The organism is Micromonospora sp. NPDC007230 (assembly GCF_042869115.1).
Taxonomy (GTDB): domain Bacteria; phylum Actinomycetota; class Actinomycetes; order Mycobacteriales; family Micromonosporaceae; genus Micromonospora.
Genome location: NZ_JBIAFE010000051.1, coordinates 1 through 16,119, shown reverse-complemented (window position 1 = coordinate 16,119; position 16,119 = coordinate 1). Strand labels below are relative to the sequence as shown.

The 16,119-nt window shown below is 70.6% G+C and carries 12 protein-coding genes and 1 pseudogene; 5 read left to right on the top strand and 8 right to left on the bottom strand.

All coding sequences use genetic code 11. The features are described from left to right. Positions 1–90: 90 nt before the first annotated feature. Positions 91–261: pseudogene (locus ACFYML_RS35890) on the top strand (IS982 family transposase); the annotation flags it as partial. 343 nt (positions 262–604) lie between these two features. On the opposite strand, the gene ACFYML_RS35885 reads toward ACFYML_RS35890, so the two are convergent. Next, positions 605–1,507, bottom strand: coding sequence for a nucleoside hydrolase (locus ACFYML_RS35885; RefSeq protein ID WP_387424887.1), 903 nt, complete (start codon positions 1,505–1,507; stop codon positions 605–607). After that, positions 1,492–2,160, bottom strand: coding sequence for a ThuA domain-containing protein (locus tag ACFYML_RS35880; protein ID WP_387424886.1), 669 nt, complete (start codon positions 2,158–2,160; stop codon positions 1,492–1,494). The genes ACFYML_RS35885 and ACFYML_RS35880 overlap by 16 nt, the downstream gene beginning before the upstream one ends. 839 nt (positions 2,161–2,999) lie before the next feature. Between ACFYML_RS35880 and ACFYML_RS35875 the strand changes: the two genes are divergently transcribed. Beyond that, a complete protein-coding gene (locus ACFYML_RS35875) occupies positions 3,000–4,124 on the top strand; it encodes a ScyD/ScyE family protein (protein WP_387424885.1) in 1,125 nt (374 codons plus the stop codon). Between the two features lie 162 nt (positions 4,125–4,286). Here ACFYML_RS35875 and ACFYML_RS35870 read toward each other — a convergent pair whose 3' ends face one another. The 5 genes from ACFYML_RS35870 to ACFYML_RS35850 are packed head-to-tail and all read right to left on the bottom strand — an operon-like array spanning position 4,287 to position 12,666. Then, on the bottom strand, positions 4,287–7,250 hold the full coding sequence (locus ACFYML_RS35870) for a glucosaminidase domain-containing protein (protein ID WP_387424884.1): 2,964 nt from the start codon (positions 7,248–7,250) through the stop codon (positions 4,287–4,289). Between the two features lie 36 nt (positions 7,251–7,286). Further along, positions 7,287–8,621, bottom strand: coding sequence for a hypothetical protein (locus ACFYML_RS35865; protein WP_387424883.1), 1,335 nt, complete (start codon positions 8,619–8,621; stop codon positions 7,287–7,289). Positions 8,622–8,638: 17 nt separating this feature from the next. After that, on the bottom strand, positions 8,639–9,118 hold the full coding sequence (locus ACFYML_RS35860) for a hypothetical protein (protein ID WP_387424882.1): 480 nt from the start codon (positions 9,116–9,118) through the stop codon (positions 8,639–8,641). A 16-nt stretch (positions 9,119–9,134) separates the two neighbouring features. Then, complete coding sequence (locus tag ACFYML_RS35855; RefSeq protein ID WP_387424881.1) at positions 9,135–10,418, bottom strand: hypothetical protein; 1,284 nt, start codon at positions 10,416–10,418, stop codon at positions 9,135–9,137. Next, positions 10,411–12,666 carry a hypothetical protein gene (locus ACFYML_RS35850; protein ID WP_387424880.1) on the bottom strand — a complete coding sequence of 752 codons (2,256 nt, stop codon included), beginning with the start codon at positions 12,664–12,666 and terminating at the stop codon, positions 10,411–10,413. Before ACFYML_RS35850 ends, ACFYML_RS35855 begins: the two co-directional genes overlap by 8 nt. Positions 12,667–12,899: 233 nt before the next feature. Between ACFYML_RS35850 and ACFYML_RS35845 the strand changes: the two genes are divergently transcribed. Continuing rightward, positions 12,900–13,823 carry a BTAD domain-containing putative transcriptional regulator gene (locus ACFYML_RS35845; RefSeq protein WP_387424879.1) on the top strand — a complete coding sequence of 308 codons (924 nt, stop codon included), beginning with the start codon at positions 12,900–12,902 and terminating at the stop codon, positions 13,821–13,823. Positions 13,824–13,852: 29 nt separating this feature from the next. On the opposite strand, the gene ACFYML_RS35840 is transcribed toward ACFYML_RS35845, so the two are convergent. Further along, the gene (locus tag ACFYML_RS35840) at positions 13,853–14,920 is read right to left on the bottom strand and encodes an ATP-dependent DNA ligase (protein ID WP_387424878.1); all 1,068 of its coding nucleotides are present in this window, start codon (positions 14,918–14,920) and stop codon (positions 13,853–13,855) included. Positions 14,921–15,525: 605 nt separating this feature from the next. Between ACFYML_RS35840 and ACFYML_RS35835 the strand changes: the two genes are divergently transcribed. Both ACFYML_RS35835 and ACFYML_RS35830 read left to right on the top strand, forming a co-directional pair. Then, a complete protein-coding gene (locus ACFYML_RS35835) occupies positions 15,526–15,723 on the top strand; it encodes a hypothetical protein (RefSeq protein ID WP_387424877.1) in 198 nt (65 codons plus the stop codon). A 150-nt stretch (positions 15,724–15,873) separates the two neighbouring features. Next, positions 15,874–16,026 carry a transposase gene (locus tag ACFYML_RS35830; protein ID WP_387424876.1) on the top strand — a complete coding sequence of 51 codons (153 nt, stop codon included), beginning with the start codon at positions 15,874–15,876 and terminating at the stop codon, positions 16,024–16,026. The last annotated feature ends 93 nt before the right edge of the window (positions 16,027–16,119 follow it).

Below are 16,119 nucleotides of genomic sequence, written 5' to 3'. Positions count from 1 at the left end.
CGTCGAATATGAGACCGCGCACTACGCTTCAACCCGAAACCACAACAGGGCCGCTGCGGCCTAACAACGCCCTCCGGCAACTCCAGGCCGATTCACCACACCCTCAAAGGCCAACTCGACCTGGAACTACACGGCGGCCGCAGCATCGAAGGCGTCAGCACCCGCATCGCCCAGCGCCTCCTGGCCCCGACCGCCGCCATCTGGCACAACCGAACCACCGGCCAACCCATCACCCGCTCCCTGATCGCCTACGACCATTGACCAGAGTTAGGACTTACTCGTCTAGGTGGAAGGCCTACGGTCGCCCGACGCAAGCCACCACGCCTCGCGCCCAGGCGACGCAGGGCACCCTCCCCCACCCGGCCCCACGGTCAGGTGGGCAAGCGTCCGGAAGGACACGCACCAACGGACCGGAAGCTGCCCCACGCAGCCCACCGGCACCAGGGCGTGAACACCACCAGCACAACACCCACCACCGGCCACCAGCCACGAGGAGCCGCCCTGGGCGCGGGATTCCACCTGCACGCCCACGCCTCCCCGCCACGGTGGGAAACGATCCCGGAAACTCAATCCGACTCAGGATCACTGAGCTGATCAGAGACGCTCACGGCAGAGCCGCCATCCGCTCGAGGAACAGCTCTCGGAAGGCAGGCGCGTCCACCGCTGTCGCGATCCGGCAGTTGGGCTCGGGTGGGTTCTCCCACATCAGGAGGTCGGCCACCGCCACCCCGCGGGTGACCCGGCCGGCCGTTTCCACGGCGACGTGCGCCTCGGTCCAGGTGACCAGATCCGGACGGGTGACCACCGCGACGGCGAGCGGGTCGTGCAGCGCACAGCTGCCCTGCTCGATCGCCTCTCGCGGCTTGACCCGCTCCTGGAAGTCGATCCAGGCCTCGGTGTGGCGCGCGGCGATCCGGCCGAACTCCCCTTCGGATGCCAGGGCTCGGGCGTCCGCACGGCTCAGCCGCACCTGACGGGTCACGTCGAGTCCGACGAACCGCAGGCGCGCGCCGCTCTCGCAGACCGCCTGGGCGGCCTCCGGGTCGCACCAGAAGTTGTACTCGCCCGGCATCGCCGCGACGTTCGTCTGCTCGAGGAACACCCCACCCATGACGACGACCTCGCGGACCGCGCCAGCGACCCCCGGCGCGGTCGCGAGCGCGCGTGCGACATTGGTCAGCGGTCCGATCGCGACGATGGTCAACTGCCCTGGCTCGGCGAGCACCCGACCCGCGATCTCCTCGGCGGCGACGACATCGGCTGGGGCACCCTGCACCACGGGCACGTCGCCGCGGCCGAGCACCTCGAGCAGCTCACGAGTCAGCCGGGTCGAGGTCACGACGTCGCTGTTGCCACCGACCGTCGCGACCAGTTCGACGCGGAGACCGGGGTCGGCCAGGGCCAGCGCGAGCGCGAAGCCGTCGTCGATGTCCGACCCCGGTGCCCCCATGGCCAGGTCCGTGTCGAGGATGATCCGAATCGGTTCCCGGGTCAGCGGCTCGCCCACAGCAGACCTCTCTCGGTCAGCGTCCGCACATCTGGGTGGTCGAGGTCGTCCAGCTTGTGGCCGATCGTCGAGACGAAGACTCTGCCCTTCCCCCATTGGCGGGTCCAGACCGCGGGGCAGGTCAGCTCCTTCCGCCACGGCGTGTCGTCACGCACGCCGAACGTGGTCGTGGCGAGCACGTCGTTCAGCTCGTCGGTGAGCACCCAGTACTGCTCGGTGTTCAGCGCCCAGCGGTCCAGGCCCTCGACGATCTGATGCCCACGCCGCTCCGGCACGACGGCCACCTCGTACTCGACGAAGCCGCCGGGATGCGCGGCCCACTGCCCGCCCGTGAGGTGTAGGTAGTCGGGCGAGCCGCGAAAGGAGTCACAGACGCCACCGTGCCAGCCGGCGAGACCGGTGCCGCCCGCGACCGCGGCGGACAGCCCGAGTACCTGTTCGTCGGTGGCGATGCCCTGGGTGTAGCACTGCACGACGAGATCGGTCGCGGCGAGCTTCTCGCCGTCGGCGTACACCTCGGGGCTCTCGTGCACCTCGACGGCGTAGCCGTGCTCCTCGAGGAAGGGGATGAACCTTTCGGTCGCCGCGACCGGGCTGTGCCCCTCCCAGCCACCCCGGACGACCAGGGCCTGACGGGTGCGCCCACTGTCCATGCTTCTCCTTGTGTGAGGGTCCGATCGGCACGGTAGCCAATCGATTTGCAAAACGCCAGGGATCTGCCAGGGCGATCAGCGTGACCACCTTCGATGTACCGGGGTGGTCCGCCGTCGAGGCGTGGGTGTCCGACCTCCACCGCTCGTTTCGGCGCACCGGGCCACACGACATCGCGGACATCGCCCAGGCGGCGCCCCACCCGAGGCGAGACCTGGTCGCGATCACCCGCGACCCTGCGCCGCGAGCCGAACGACGAACCCCGGCGGCAGGTCGTGCTCGTCGATGCGGCCGGCACGCTCCGCCCGGTACTGCTCGGGGCATCCACGACGGACTACAAGTAGACGTCGGAGGCTCTGCGAAAGGCCAGCGCCGGCCAGCCATCCCACTTCGCTTCATAGGCCAGGTTCGGACCCTCGGGCACGGAATTGACGGGCGCGGCGAGCATCGGGGCGACAGGCCGACGCAGCACCAGCCCATCCGGCGACGTCTCCCACCGCCAGGCCGGGCTCACCCCTCCGACCCCATCGGCCCCGACCGCGAGCGCCGCTCATGTCCTGTCCCTCCCCCGACATCGTGAGGCAGCGGGATCGGGCCTCGGGCGCAGATCAGGCACAACGAATGCATGTGACCTGCGCGTAACGAAATCAAGTTGTCCACCTCGGTGTGCCTGCCCTGACGCCGCTCGCCCTGCGGAAACCCGGCTTGGCATCTTGTCCTGGCCTCGGCGGTCGTACACCCGACAGCGTCGCCGATCAGGGCCCGGAACCCGGTTAGCGTCGCGGAAGTTGTGACCGTTGTGCACGGCATGATTCGAAAACACGAGGAAGGAGACCCAATGGTGAGGCTCAAGCTCCTGTCTGCCGGCGTTGCCGTCGCAGTCGCCGGCCTCGTCGTCGCGTCGACACCCGCCGCGGCGACGGCGGCCACCAGCAAGACCCGCGCCGAGGGCATGACTGTGATCGCCACCGGGCTCGACAATCCGCGGGGCCTTGCCGTGACGCCCGAGGGTGTCGTGCTCGTCGCCGAAGCCGGCAGAGGTGGCCAGGCGCCATGCCTCGTCGGCGGCCAGGACCAGGTGTTCTGCCTGGGAGCCACGGGCGCGATCACCGCGGTCCGGGGACACCAGCAGAAGCGGGTGGCCACCGGGCTTCCGTCACTGGGCACGCCGACCCAGTCCGAGGTCCTCGGACCACACGACATCGCGCTGACCCCAGCCGGGCCGCTGGTCACCATCGGCCTCGGCACGGACCCGCAGCGCCGGGCTCAGCTGGGTACCGCCGGGGCACTCGTCGGCCAGACCGTGCGGCTCGGGCCGTCGGGCGCGAACTCCTTCGCCGACCTGGCCGGTTGGGAGGCGGCGAACAACCCAGACAGCGACCAGCCCGGCACCGGGCCCGACAGCAACCCGTACGGCCTCGTGTCGTACCGGGATGGAGCCGTGGCGACCGACGCGGGCGGCAACACCCTGCTGCGTCTCGACCGCAGGGGCCGCATCTCCCCGCTCGCCGTGTTCCCGACCACCCCGACGCCGAGCCCGTTCGGCGGACCGAACATCCCGATGCAGTTCGTGCCGACCACGGTGACGACGGGTCCGGGCAGCGCGCTCTACGTCGGCCAGCTGACCGGATTCCCGTTCCCCGTCGGCGGGGCCAAGGTATGGCGCGTCGCGCCCGGCCAGGCCCCCACCGTCTACGCCGAAGGCTTCACCAACATCGCCGACATCGCCTTCGACCACAAGGGCAGGCTGCTCGTCCTTGAGATCACCGCCAACGGCCTGGTCAGCGGCGACCCGACCGGCGCGCTGATCCGGGTGGAGCGCGACGGATCGCGCACCGAACTCGCCCGGGCCGGCCTCATCACGCCCACCGGCCTGGCGGTCGCCCCGGACGGCACCATCTACATCTCCAACAAGGGCACCATGGTCGGGCAGGGCGAGGTGCTGCGGCTGCACGTACGCCAATGACCCACTGAGCAATCGCCGGTAGACCCCGCTCCGTCAACGCGTCCCACCGCCCGGCCTCAAGGCGTCGGCCGGGCGGTGGGCAGCCAGGTGAGCAGCGGCCGAGCGGCTCCCGCCAGCGGGCGTGCTGTACAACCTCACCTCAGCCGCGCTGCGATCGGATGGTCACCGCACTCCCCTCTCCACCTCTTTCTCGATCGTTCGCATCACGCTTGTCAGCACCGATGCGTAGGACGGATCGGTGGCGTAGCCAGCGGCGGCGACTGCCCGGGCGAACGCGTAGGGGTCGCCGACGTGACCAAACGCTGGCGCATAGCGCTTGTTGCGCCGGAGGAACGCGCCGTGCGCGGAGAACGCCTCGGCTGGCGAGGGGTATGCGCGGAACCAGTCCTTGACGACGTAGTCGTACCTCCCGTCGGGCCGGGGTGTCACCGAGATGATCTCGGGGAAGACGGCGTTGGGGTGGCGGAGCACCTCTTTCGTACGAAGGAGTTGCCGGGTCGATTCCGGATCGCTCGCCTTGGCCTTGATGCCGAAAAAGTTGTTCCGCGGTGCGTGTCTTCCCCACCCGGACTCGAGGGCGGCCTGGCCGAGCGTGACCAACCACGGGACGCCAGTCTCGTCCTGGCTGCGTTTGGCGCGCGGCAGGTGCTCCCGTACGAAGGTCGCGACGTGCGACCCGCTGGCCGGGGCCGGCGCCGGTGTTCCGTTCAGTCCCGGTACCGGGCCGGCGAAGAGGGTGCTGGGGTGCAGCGCACCCTCCCAGCTGAGATCGACGTGAATGTGGTCGGTGTGCTTGTTCTGGCCGGGGTACGGTCGCCAGCCCTCGGCTCGCTGTCCCCAGTACCAGATCCTCCCGTTCCAGATGATTACCGCGACCTGTAGTTCGACGGCGTTGGCGACGAGCCATGCCACGTACGCGTCGGCCTGCGCCCGTTGGCCTGGATCGCCGGCCCGGGCGTAGAGGTCGGCCGACCTGCCTTCGCCGTGCAGGGAGGGTTTACCGGACGCCATCAGCCGACAGTTGAAGGTGCCGGCCTTGCGCCCCGTCAGCTGTCGCCACTGGTCAGCGATCGCGCGCGCACCGAGCTGTTCCCCCTTGGCACACTTGCTGAACTTGCCCAGCGTGACCCGGCCGGCGGTACGCTCGGGGGTCCTGGTGGTGGGTGTCGCGGGAGTCGGTGGCGTCGGCGGGCTCGGGGTCGGCGTGGGACGGGTCTGCCTGGCTCGCGCTGTCCGGTAGGCGTCGATTTCGGCGAGCGCCCGTCGGTCCGCGTCCTTGCTCAGGTACGTCCACCGGGTCCAGCGTCCCCGCACGTCGATGTGGGCGAAGGATCCGCCGATGCCGACGCCGATCCGGTCACCGCAGGCGTCGATCGCTGCCTTGGCGATCTCCATGCCGGTCATGTCGGCGATGCTGATGTCTGCGGCCTGGCCGCTGCAGTGCCGGCTGTGGGTGGGTTTCTGGCCGCGTCCGCGGTACACCTCGACGTTGTGCGCCCAGGAGCGGTATCCGGAGGTGATGCGTACCGGCTTGCCGACGCGGTCGCGGATGGCCTGCAGGCAGCGGACGAGTTCCGCCGAGATTCTGGCCTTGTCTGCGGTTCGCCCGCCGCTGCTGACGAGTTCGCCGACGGTGAAGTTCGCCGACAGCCGCTGCGCCCGTACGGCAGGGCCGGTGTCATACAGTGGCAGACTGGCGCCGTTCGGGTCCCAGTGCTCCTCGTCGGGCCCGGTGGGACCGGACACGGTCGTGAGTACCAGGCCGGACGGGAACGCCTCGTGCTGCCCCGGCCAGAACTCGCCGGCGACTTCCCGGTCCCGTTGCCACTCCTCCGTCTCGACCTCGCCGGACTCCTCGTCCGAGGGCATGACGTCGGCCGTCGGACCCTCGTCGGCGCCGCCGTAGCGTTCCTCGAAGAGGAGTTCGTCCTGCTCACCCTCGACGTCTTCGAAGCGCCACCCCGTCGAGCCGAAGTACTCCTCGTCCTCTGCTTCGTTCTGGGTGCGGGGAGCGGACGTGTCCGGCAGTCGCGCGGCGGGGTCGGCGAGCAGGCGCCAGCCGTACCGCTGCGGGATGTCGTTGTGCCCGACGCGGGTGCGCTCCACCCGGAACGTGTCCGACGCCGATCCGCGGATCGCGCGGTACACCTGTTCGCTGTGCGCGGCGGTGCCTTCGCCTCCGCGGTAGATGACGCGCAACGACCCGGCGCCGCGCGCGATGCGCCGCCGGGCCCACTCGATCAGTGGCGCGGAATTGGTGTAAAGCGCATCGAAGGTGACGACCTCATCCGGGTCGGTGTGCTTCAGGATCGCCATCAGCGGAGCGCCACCGCCGGAGTGTGCCGTCAGGATGAGGCGCCCCGTCGTCACGCTGGCACCGGTCTCCGCCGTGAAGCGGGCGAGAGCGTCGTTAATGAGGGCCTGGATCGCGCCCGGCCTCGTCAGCGCGGGGAAGGAGTAGCCCGTGCCGGAGCGCCCGCCGAAGTAGTGGCCGCGCGGCAGCACCATGACAGTAGGCGACGTTCGTCCTGGTGAGCCCGAACCAGCGGGATCCTGGAAGTCGAGGCCGCTGATCGGTTCCTTGTCGCGAACCAGGTTCATCGCGCGGCCTCGGCTCGAGTACCCGTGCAGGTGGACCACCACGTCGACGGTCGACGGCTCGGTCATCGCGTTCCACTTCACGATCAGGTCGGGCGGTTTGCCGACGTGCGCGGCGAGCATCGGGTGCCGCTGCACCACGAGGCGTCCGGGGAGCACCTGGACCGTGGGGGTCGACTCCTCGGCCGGGGTGTCCTCGGTGAAGGGACCAGTCTGCTCAGCCGCGATGTCCGCCAACTCCGGCTCGGGGCCGTAGTCGGCCAACTCCGGCTCGGGGCGGTAGTCGGCCAACTCCGGCTCGGGGCGGTAGTCCACCGGCTCGGGCGTGAGGTCGGCCAGGTCCGGCTCCAGAGCGTGATCCTCCGATTCGAGTTCGGAGACCGGCTCCACCGTCGGGCTGTGGCCGGCCGACTCCGGCTCCGCGGACGCGTACTCCTCCCGCTCGTCAATGCGGGCGAACACGTCGTTTCGCAGCGGCCACCGGCCGGCGTGCTCGCCCTCTGGGGGCTCCACGAGGGGGGCGAACACCGTCGATTCCGCCGCCGTGTCCATCTCCGCCTCCGATCACGGCCGGTGCGCGGCGCTCGCGCCGTTCGCGTTTGGGCCAAGCGGTGCAGGGGGCGCCGGATTGAACCGTGGCGTGGAGGAGGTGGGCGTCGGGAGCCGGGTTGGCTGTGCCTGGGGCGCTCCACCTGCGGCACGACTCGTCGTGACCGCCAGGTCCTTGATCCGGTCCCCCGTGGCCGACTGCCACAGGTCGATGATCCGGTTCATCGTCGCCCGGATGGGCGGGTTCGGCGTGCCGAACGAGCGGTAGAGCAGTTCGGCGTTCGCTGGGGCGCTGAACTGGTCGAGCTCGATGAACCACAGCACCGGCGACAGTAGGTCGGCCAGCTCGAACAGTTCACGGGCGTGCCGCGGCGGCACGATGCCGACTCGGGTGCCGATCGCCGCCAACCGGTCGGCGGGATTGCCGCCGGTGCCCCCGGCGCCGGCACTCAAGTCTTCCACCACCGCCGTGTCGAACTCGACCGTCAGGTGGAACCAGCTCAGCATTGCGCCGTAGGCGAACTCCTCGCGCGCCAGGAGCCCGCCGCGCCGCCGCAGACGCAGCAGCTCGCCGATCGTCTGGCAGAGGTAGCCGACGTAGTTCGGGTCCGTGGGATTGGCCCCGACCTGGTTGCGATCGTTCTCGATGCCGACCCATACCTGGCGCAGCAGGTCGGTCCACAACTCGATGAAGCGCAGGTTGGCGCCCGGTCCGGTGTCCTGCTTCCAGGGCTGTCCCTGGATCGGGCCACGTGGCGGGTGCGGCAGGTCGCAGCCGAACATCCGCCAGTACGCGTTGCGCCGGTTCACCTCGGCGTCCGGTCGGAGCTGGCTGGTGAGCCCGCCGACGTGGAACAGCGGCGGGTCACGGAAGAAGAGTTCCTCGGTGGCCCGCACCCAGGCCACGGTCGCTACGGAGGGAGTCGGCAAGGTCTCGCCGACGACGTACCGCCGAACGACCTCCGCCATGATCTGGAGGATGCCGGTGCTCTCGACCAGGTACGGGTAGATCATGTGTTCCCAGGGCAACGGTCCAAGGTCGACCCCGAGCGCCGGAGGCCCCGCGAAGGCGGGCTGGGTGGTTGCGGGCGACGTCGGCCGCACACCCGATCGCAGACCGACGTCACGGAGGTTGTCGGGCAGCTTGAGACGGTCGATGACGGCTGGGTCCCCGAGGGCCTTGGGCGTCGCGGATGCCTGGGGCCAGGACGCGACGCCGCCGCCGGCCCAGATCTCCTCCAGCCAGCGGCTGAGCTGTATCGGATGAATCGCGAACGTGGTGGCCGGGTCCGGGGCCAGCCCGCCCTTCAGGGTCGGATCACTGATCAACTGGGCCAACGTGCGGAACATGTCGATGACCTTTCGCTTTACTTGATGGGCCCGGCGCCCGCAGCGGGCACGCGACGGACGAGGGCGAAGGCGAGTGGCCGGTGCCCTTCGTCGTCGAACTGGATGGTGCGGACCTCTCCCGGCTTGAGCAGTTGGGGTGGCTGACCCGTCAGCTCGGACGCTGCCACCGCTCGTTGCTTGCCGTCGGCCAGGAACAGGGTGATGTGCTCGGTACCGAACGGCAGCCCGTCGACGAAGACCAGCCGCGGGGTGTCGTCGGGATGCAGCTGCACCTGCCGCAACGCCAGGTCCGTCTCACCCCGGCGGCCCATGTTGCCGAGGGCGTTGCGCAGCGCCCGGAAGCGCAGCTCGATGCCGGCCTGCCCGATGCCCATGCCCCCCAGCGGTGGGCGCTCCCGGTCTGACACCAGCGCGGCGAGCGCTTCGGCCTGCCGCTCCTCGATCTTGGCGATCTTTGTGAGAATCTCCGCCAGTTGGTTGTTCTGATTGGTGGTCATGGTCGTCCCCCTGTTTTTATGCGGCTGGCGCCTGCTCGCTGCCAATCCGGCGTAGCCAGTTCTCCACGTCGGTGCCGGGTGTGCCGGCGGTGACGCCGCGCAGGACGATCCAGCCGAGAACCCGCATCGGCTCGATCCGCTGCAGGTAGCGCGAGGTGTAGAGCGACGGGCCGGCGCGCTGCGCCAGCCGTTCCAGCTCGGCGGGCGCCACCCGCCGCGGATCGAGAACCGTCGCGAGCGGCACGCCGCCGAAGGCACGCATCGCCGTCCGGGTGCAGGCGTCCACCAGCGCGGGCAGGCGGGGCAGGGTGGCGGCGGCGACCGCGGCGGCGTCGTGCGGCGCCCGCTCCACCGGGTGGCGCGCCAACCACGCCGCTCCCAGAGCGTCCCACGGGCCGGGCCCGAACCACGACCGGCACAGCGCGACGTTGAAGAGCACGCGCAGCCAGGCAAACGGATGCGGATCACCGAACGGCATCCGGAACACCGCGCGGGTCTCGCCGTCGACGACCGTGGCGAGCGAGGGTACGGGTGCGTAGCCGAGCAGCGCGAACGCGTACACGTCGGCCGCCACCTCGCCGGCCCAGCCCCGCCAGGTCTCCGCAGCCAGCGCGGAGAACGGCGCGAGTGTGTCGTGCAGGGCTGCGCCGAGCTCGGCCGTCCAGCCGGTCAGGTGAGCGACCTGATGGCCGGTCTCGTGCATGAGGGACGTCGGTCGCCACAGGTTGTGGCGGGTGATCTTGACGGCTGCCACGGGTGAGAGGGAGGCGTCCCACAGCCGGGCACCGGCCCGCAGGATCGACGCACCGATCCCCTTGTCCAGATAGGTCAGCACGGGCGGGACGTCGATACCGACCGGGCGGAGGCCCCGTTCCATGCTGTCGACGGCGAGCGCGTCGAGCCCGCGCAGGATCCCGGCGATCCGCGGGTTGGTGCGGGTGTTCACGGCGTCGCCGAAGAAGTCGATGACCGTCTCCGCCCGGAGGTAGTCACGCCGCAGCCGCAGCAGGGCAGCCCGCACCCGGTCGAGGTCGGCGGGGTCGGTGGCGGCGGCGAGACTCGCTACCAACTGGTCGGCCTGGGCGGTGACACGCGCCGCGACCGCCCGCAGGCTGCCCCGCACCCCGAGCCCGAGGTACGACTCCAGCGCCCCCCATGCGGCGGGGGCGGCGACGGTGTCGAGCTCGGCGAGTGCGGCGGCCGCGCGCCGCCAGTGTCGCAACTCCACGGCGAGCGTGGCGCGATCCTCGGCGGTGGCCGGACCCACCTGCGGGTCCACCACCAGGGCACCGTCAGCCACGACCCTGCCTCCCGGGCTGCACGCCGACGTGCGCTGGCGGAAGGTCCGCGGCCAGGGTCTGCCGGGAGAGCCCGGTGACCGTGAGGGTGATCGTCACGCCGTCGGCCGGGTCGCTCACCGCTGACGCCAGCTGCGCGGCGTTCTTGTTCAGGAAGTTCGACAGCCCGGCGGTGAGCGCGGCGACCACCCGGTCAGCCGCGACGCGGGCTTGGCCCGGATCGGCGATCAGCGACCGCTTGAGCAGCCGGGCGGCCAGCACGGCGGGCAGTGTCCGGCGGTACTGACCCTGCAGGGCGAGCAGGACCGACGGCAGGTCACGCTGTCCGGTCGAGGCCGCCCCGGCCAGCCGGGTGAGGATCTGCTGTGCCTGCCGCTCGGACAGGCGTAGCAGGACGCGCAGCTGCCCGGAGGCGTCGAGGCGGACGAGCATCCGCCGGTACCGCCGCGACCGGGGCGGCATCCCGGGCACCCGGACCCGGAAGAATCGGTCGCCCGCCTGCGGTCGCGGCCGGCCCGCCTCCGTTCCGCTTGCCGATCGCGCCCGGCCGAGCGCCGGCTCGCCGACCAGCAGTCCGGCGATCTCGGGGGTGAGGTACTCGTACTCGCCGCTGTCCGGCGACCGCGCGCCGGCGGCCTCGTCCTGGGTGAAATGGCCGAGATGAGTGCCCGGTAGCGCCTCGTAGAGATGTACCTCGGCCTGCACTGGCCAGCGCTCGACGCCCCGGTCGAGCAGGTGGGTCTCCAGGGTGCCGCCGTCCGACCACGGCACGCAGCGGGCGAGCTGGCGACTGACCGGCACCAGGAAGGTTCGGGTGTACCGCCGGAACCGGAAGCGGGGTCGCGCCGCCCTCGGCATCAGCACCCACACGCCGCCTTCGCCCGCGGTCTCCCGCTCGGGCAGGTCCGCACGCAGCAGCCGGTCGGGCAGGTACGCTGCAGCCGCCTCGGCGAACGCCTGCTGCAACGCGCCGTCGAGCTGAAGCTGGTCCTCGAAGGCGGCGGGGGGCAGTTCGAGCAACCGCAGGACGGTGCCCTCGACAGTCGACGCGAGGGCCTCACCGGCCAGCGCCTGCTCCTGGTCGGGCGCGACCTCGAAGCCCAGCATCCGCAGGCCCACGTCGACGATCGGCTGCGAGATCGCCCGCGCCGCGTCTGCACCGATGATCCCTTTGATCAGGTCGGCGACTCGGTCGGCGATAAAGCGGACGACCTTGTCCCGCCCGATGATGGAGATGCCAAGTTTGATCAGCGGCTGGACCGCCAGCACCGCGGGGATGAACTGTTCGATCTCGGCGGACGGTCGAGTGCCGGCCGGCAGGTCGGTGAGCTGCCGCGCCAGGCGCGTCCGGGCCCCGTCGAGGTCAGCGAGCCGATCCCTGCCCCCGCCGTCGGGCCCGGTCTCCCACTCGGCCGTCTCGACCATCTCGTCGAACGTGTCCGGTGCGAGCAGCAGGCTGGCGAGCTGCAGGTCCAACTCCTCGGACAGCCCGCTGACCGGATCGGCGCCGGACGCCGTTTCGCGCTCCCCCAGCCCCAGCTTCCCGGCGAGCGCCTTCGCGATCGATTGAACCGACGGCGGCAGCTTGTTCAGGGCGGCCCCGAGCACCCGCTGCAACAGCGGCCGGACCAGAGCCTTCAGCTTGTCGAGCAGCGGCCCGATCGGCAGGATCCGCCCGACGGCGGCGACACCCTTCTTCGCCAGGTTGACCGCACCCTTGACCACCTGTTTCGCCTTCTGCAGCAGGCCGCCGAGGAACTGGTCGAACCCCTCCGACCCGAGCGATGCCGCCTCGCCGGCCGAGGCGAGGAAGGACTCCAAGTCGCCACCGCTCATCGCGTGGACGTCGGTGCTGCGCACGCTGTCCGCGAGACCGTCGATGGCCCGCTCGGAGGCCTCCGCCAATGGCTCGAGCCACTCCTCCAACGCAGTCCACGACTCCGCCTCCGGCGGCGCGGCGGACCACGCCGCCTGTTGCGCCACGTGCCGTGCCGCCGCCTCGTCGACGAGCTGCTCCAGCGCCTCGGCGAAGTCCTCGTCCCGCAACGTCTCCAGCAGCTCCGCCGCCGTCTCCTCCGTGCGGTCGCGCAGCTCGCCGGTCAACCCGGCGCCGAAGGGCGACTCCAGCAAGCCCACGTCCGCCGGCGCCGCCTCCGGGTGGGCCGCAGCGACCGTATGGACGCCCGCGAAAGGCGAGTAGTGCCCGACCGCATCGGCGGTCCCGGCGTACGTTCCGCCCAGCACGCTCATTCCGGCCCCCCTGACTCTCAGCAACGGGGACGAGCGTGCCCGGCCGGCGTATGCCGGAGCGTCAACGCCGCGTATCCGTCGGCGTTCGGGTGCCCGGCGGGCACTGGGCAAAAGGCCACCAATCAGCACTGATGGGCGAGTGGTCCGTCGTGCTCGTTACATTTCCTTGCTCCCGCCATGAACGCGGGACGAGCATGTTTCGTAGGTTCGGGCACCTGTTGAGGAGGCCCTCAATGCCGGTGATCCACCGCAAAGAACCCGCCACGGAATCTCGTTCCTCGGCCTGCGTGTCACTGCTCGGCGGCTTCGACCTGCGGGTTGCGGGCGCCCCCGTCGCCCTGCCGATACAGGCCTGCCGGGTGCTCGCATACCTCGCGCTGGACTGCAAGAATCGACCGAACAGCGCGCGCAATCAACTGGCCGAGCGGCTCTGGTCCGATGTGTCGACCGACCGTGCGTACGCGAGCCTTCGCACTGCACTGTGGCGGATCCGCCAGTGCCACCCCCAGTTGATCCAGGTCGAGCGCGACCGGTTGCGCCTACACGACCTGGTAGACGTCGACGTCAACCACAGCCGCGGCCAGGCGCTGCGGCTGCTGTCCGACGATCCTGACCTGCGGCCGGCCGACGCCCAGGTTGCCGCCCTGATCGCGGAGCTACTGCCGGACTGGGACGAGCATTGGCTGGTCATGGAACGGGAACGGCTCCGCCAGCTCCAGCTGCACGCCCTGGAGGCGCTCGCACGCCGCCTGTGCACGCTTCGCCGATACCCGGAGGCGATCGACGTCGCCTTCCTGGTGATCGCCGCCGAGCCGCTGCGCGAGTCCGCTCACCGAGCGTTGATCGACGTCTACCTTGCCGAAGGCAACGCCGCACAGGCTCACCGGCAGTTCGACCGGTACGCGACGATGTTGCACGCCGAACTCGGCCTTACGCCGACCGAGTCGTTGATCGCCCGGGTCGGCGGGCGGTCCTACGGCGACCCGCGACCCGGCTATCTCCCGCACCGGCGGCCGGCGATACCACTGCCTCCTCGGGCGCCCACAACTCCCGCCTTTGAATGGGACGCTAGTCCTCCCGATCGGGTTACGAGGCGCGCGACCCTTTTCGTGCCTGAGAGTCCCCATGGCTTCGTGTCCCGGACGGAACATCTATGAGAAGCCACTCACTGCAGACCCATGGACAGTCACCCCGGGTCGCCGAAGTAGCCCTGCTCCTCGCCGAGCAGCAGCGGCACGTCATAGACCGACAGGTCCGTCCGGGCCCGCGCGTAGCGCACGCGGTGGCGCCAGCGTCCGTGTTCGAACGCCACGTCGGCGTCGATCTCCGCCACCACGCTGGGCTCCACCTGCACGTACGGCAGCGGCTCTGGCCGGTCCAACTGGCCGGACCAGGACGCCGGCAGTGGATTCGGCCACGGGTGTGCGACCGCGCCGCGGCGCGGCATGCGTGGCGGCGAGAGCTGCTCGGCCAGCGCCGCCCGCTGATCGGTGGTCAGCGGGTGGGAGCGGCCGGTGTACCGCAGCCGTCCCCGCCGGTCGAATCGGCCGAGCAGCAGGGTCTCCGGTGTGCTGATGCTGCCAGTAACCCCGCCGACGATGGCCTCCGTGACGATGCGGGTACGGAACTTCGACCAGCCACGGCGGCCGAGCTCGTACCGACCATCCAGGCGCTTGCTGACCACGCCCTCAATCCCCACGGCGACGGTCCAGTTCAACAACCAATCCGACACCTCCCGCATATCGGCCGTCTGCGGAGTCACCGTGAGCTGCGCCGGAGCGCCGGCGAGCAGCCGCTCCAGCCGGGCCCGCCGCTGCGCCAGCGGCAGGTCCAGGATCACCCGACCGCCGACCTCGGCGAGCAGATCGAACAACACGTAATGGGCAGGGCACTCGCGCGCCACACGCAGCACAGCGCGACCGGCGGTGACCCGCCGCTGCAACTGCGCGAAGTTGGTCCGGCCGCGCTCCCAGACGATCAGCTCACCGTCGAGCACCACACCCGGCGGGACGGCCGCCCGCACTGCCCGAGTGATGTCCGGGAAGTAGGTCGTCAGGTTCCGGCCGGCCCGCGACTGCACATACACCCCGTCCGCCCCGCGGAAAGCGATCGCTCGCCACCCATCCCACTTCGGCTCATGCACCAGATCCCGGCCCTCCGGCACCGCATCAACCGGCGCCGCGAGCATCGGCGCAACCGGCCGACGCAGCACCGGCTCCGCCGCCGCACCCACCCGCGCCCGGCCGGAACTCACCTCCAGCCCCGCCCATGAGCCCCGCTCATCACCGCCCCCCACGTCATCGTGGGAGGGAACCGGCTCGCCTCGGGCGGAGATCCGCGACAACGAATGCCGCAGTGGTCACAGCAGCGCTACCGCCGGACCATCCAGCGAAGCGCTCCCCCTGTTCAAAGCACGTCGGATCAATCTGCGCGGACTGATCGGGCTACCTACCACCGCGGCCACCTCGTGAAGGTGCCAGCGCTCGGGCTTCCGGACGGGGTCCAGGCAGCGCTCGCTCTTGGAACCCGTTCGACCTACGCACAATTCGCCTGGTCCCAGAGGTGTTAGCACATTCGGGCATGATCAGGGCGTTTTCCACGGCGAAAGTCCTCCACTGCACGCGATCCTGGGCTGGCGAGCGACGGGCGCCGAAGGCGAACCTGATCCGGTCGGCGAGGTCACCGCTCGGCTGCTGATCACGGCCGCGTGCAGGTGGAGCAGCCCCGGCCGCAGGCCACCGACGACCGGCCCCGCAGCGAACAGTTGCGGGGACCGCGCCCTCCCACGCGCCCATCCGGGGCCGACGACAGAGTCTCGTACGCCGCGCCCCGCCTTCGTCAAGCACGTACCGTCGGAGCGTGGACGTGCTGCTACGCGGCGGGCCCGGTGACGGCCAGGTGGTGCCCGGCCGCGGGGAAACCGTCGTGTGGCAGGCCTGCCTGTACGAGATCACCACCGCGTACGGCCACCGGAACGGCCGCGATCTACGGGTCTACCGGCACCGCGCCGAATGCTGCGAGCCGTACGGTCGAGGCGCCGAAGACCGTTGCGAATGACCCACCGGCCCCGGTGCACGCCGACTTGCTCGCACCACCCCACACCGCCCATTGATCGAACGTGTCCCCGTGAGTTCCACGGAGCGCTGCCACGGTCAGCCATGAGGCTCGCGCCGGGCAGGAACATGAGGACGCCGGCGGGCGCCGATAGTGCTGATCTGGGACAACCTGAACACCCACGTCAGCCACCGCATGCACGCCCTGGCCGCCGCCCGGCCGTGGCTGACCGTGATCCGGTTACCCGCCTACGCTCCGGACCTCAACCCCACCGAAGGCGTCTGGCGCTGGATGAACGCGGCCTGAACCACCGAGATAGCTCGCACCTTGGCCCTTCACCGGCCCGCAGGCTGGTCGACGGTCGCCCGGTTCGATAGGTTAGGTCTACTATGGACGGAC

Coding starts and splice junctions, on each gene's coding strand:
- ACFYML_RS35880 (WP_387424886.1), bottom strand. CDS start 2,160: ATGGACAGTGGGCGCACCCGTCAGGCCCTGGTCGTCCGGGGTGGCTGG.
- ACFYML_RS35865 (WP_387424883.1), bottom strand. CDS start 8,621: ATGTTCCGCACGTTGGCCCAGTTGATCAGTGATCCGACCCTGAAGGGC.
- ACFYML_RS35860 (WP_387424882.1), bottom strand. CDS start 9,118: ATGACCACCAATCAGAACAACCAACTGGCGGAGATTCTCACAAAGATC.
- ACFYML_RS35850 (WP_387424880.1), bottom strand. CDS start 12,666: ATGAGCGTGCTGGGCGGAACGTACGCCGGGACCGCCGATGCGGTCGGG.
- ACFYML_RS35845 (WP_387424879.1), top strand. CDS start 12,900: ATGCCGGTGATCCACCGCAAAGAACCCGCCACGGAATCTCGTTCCTCG.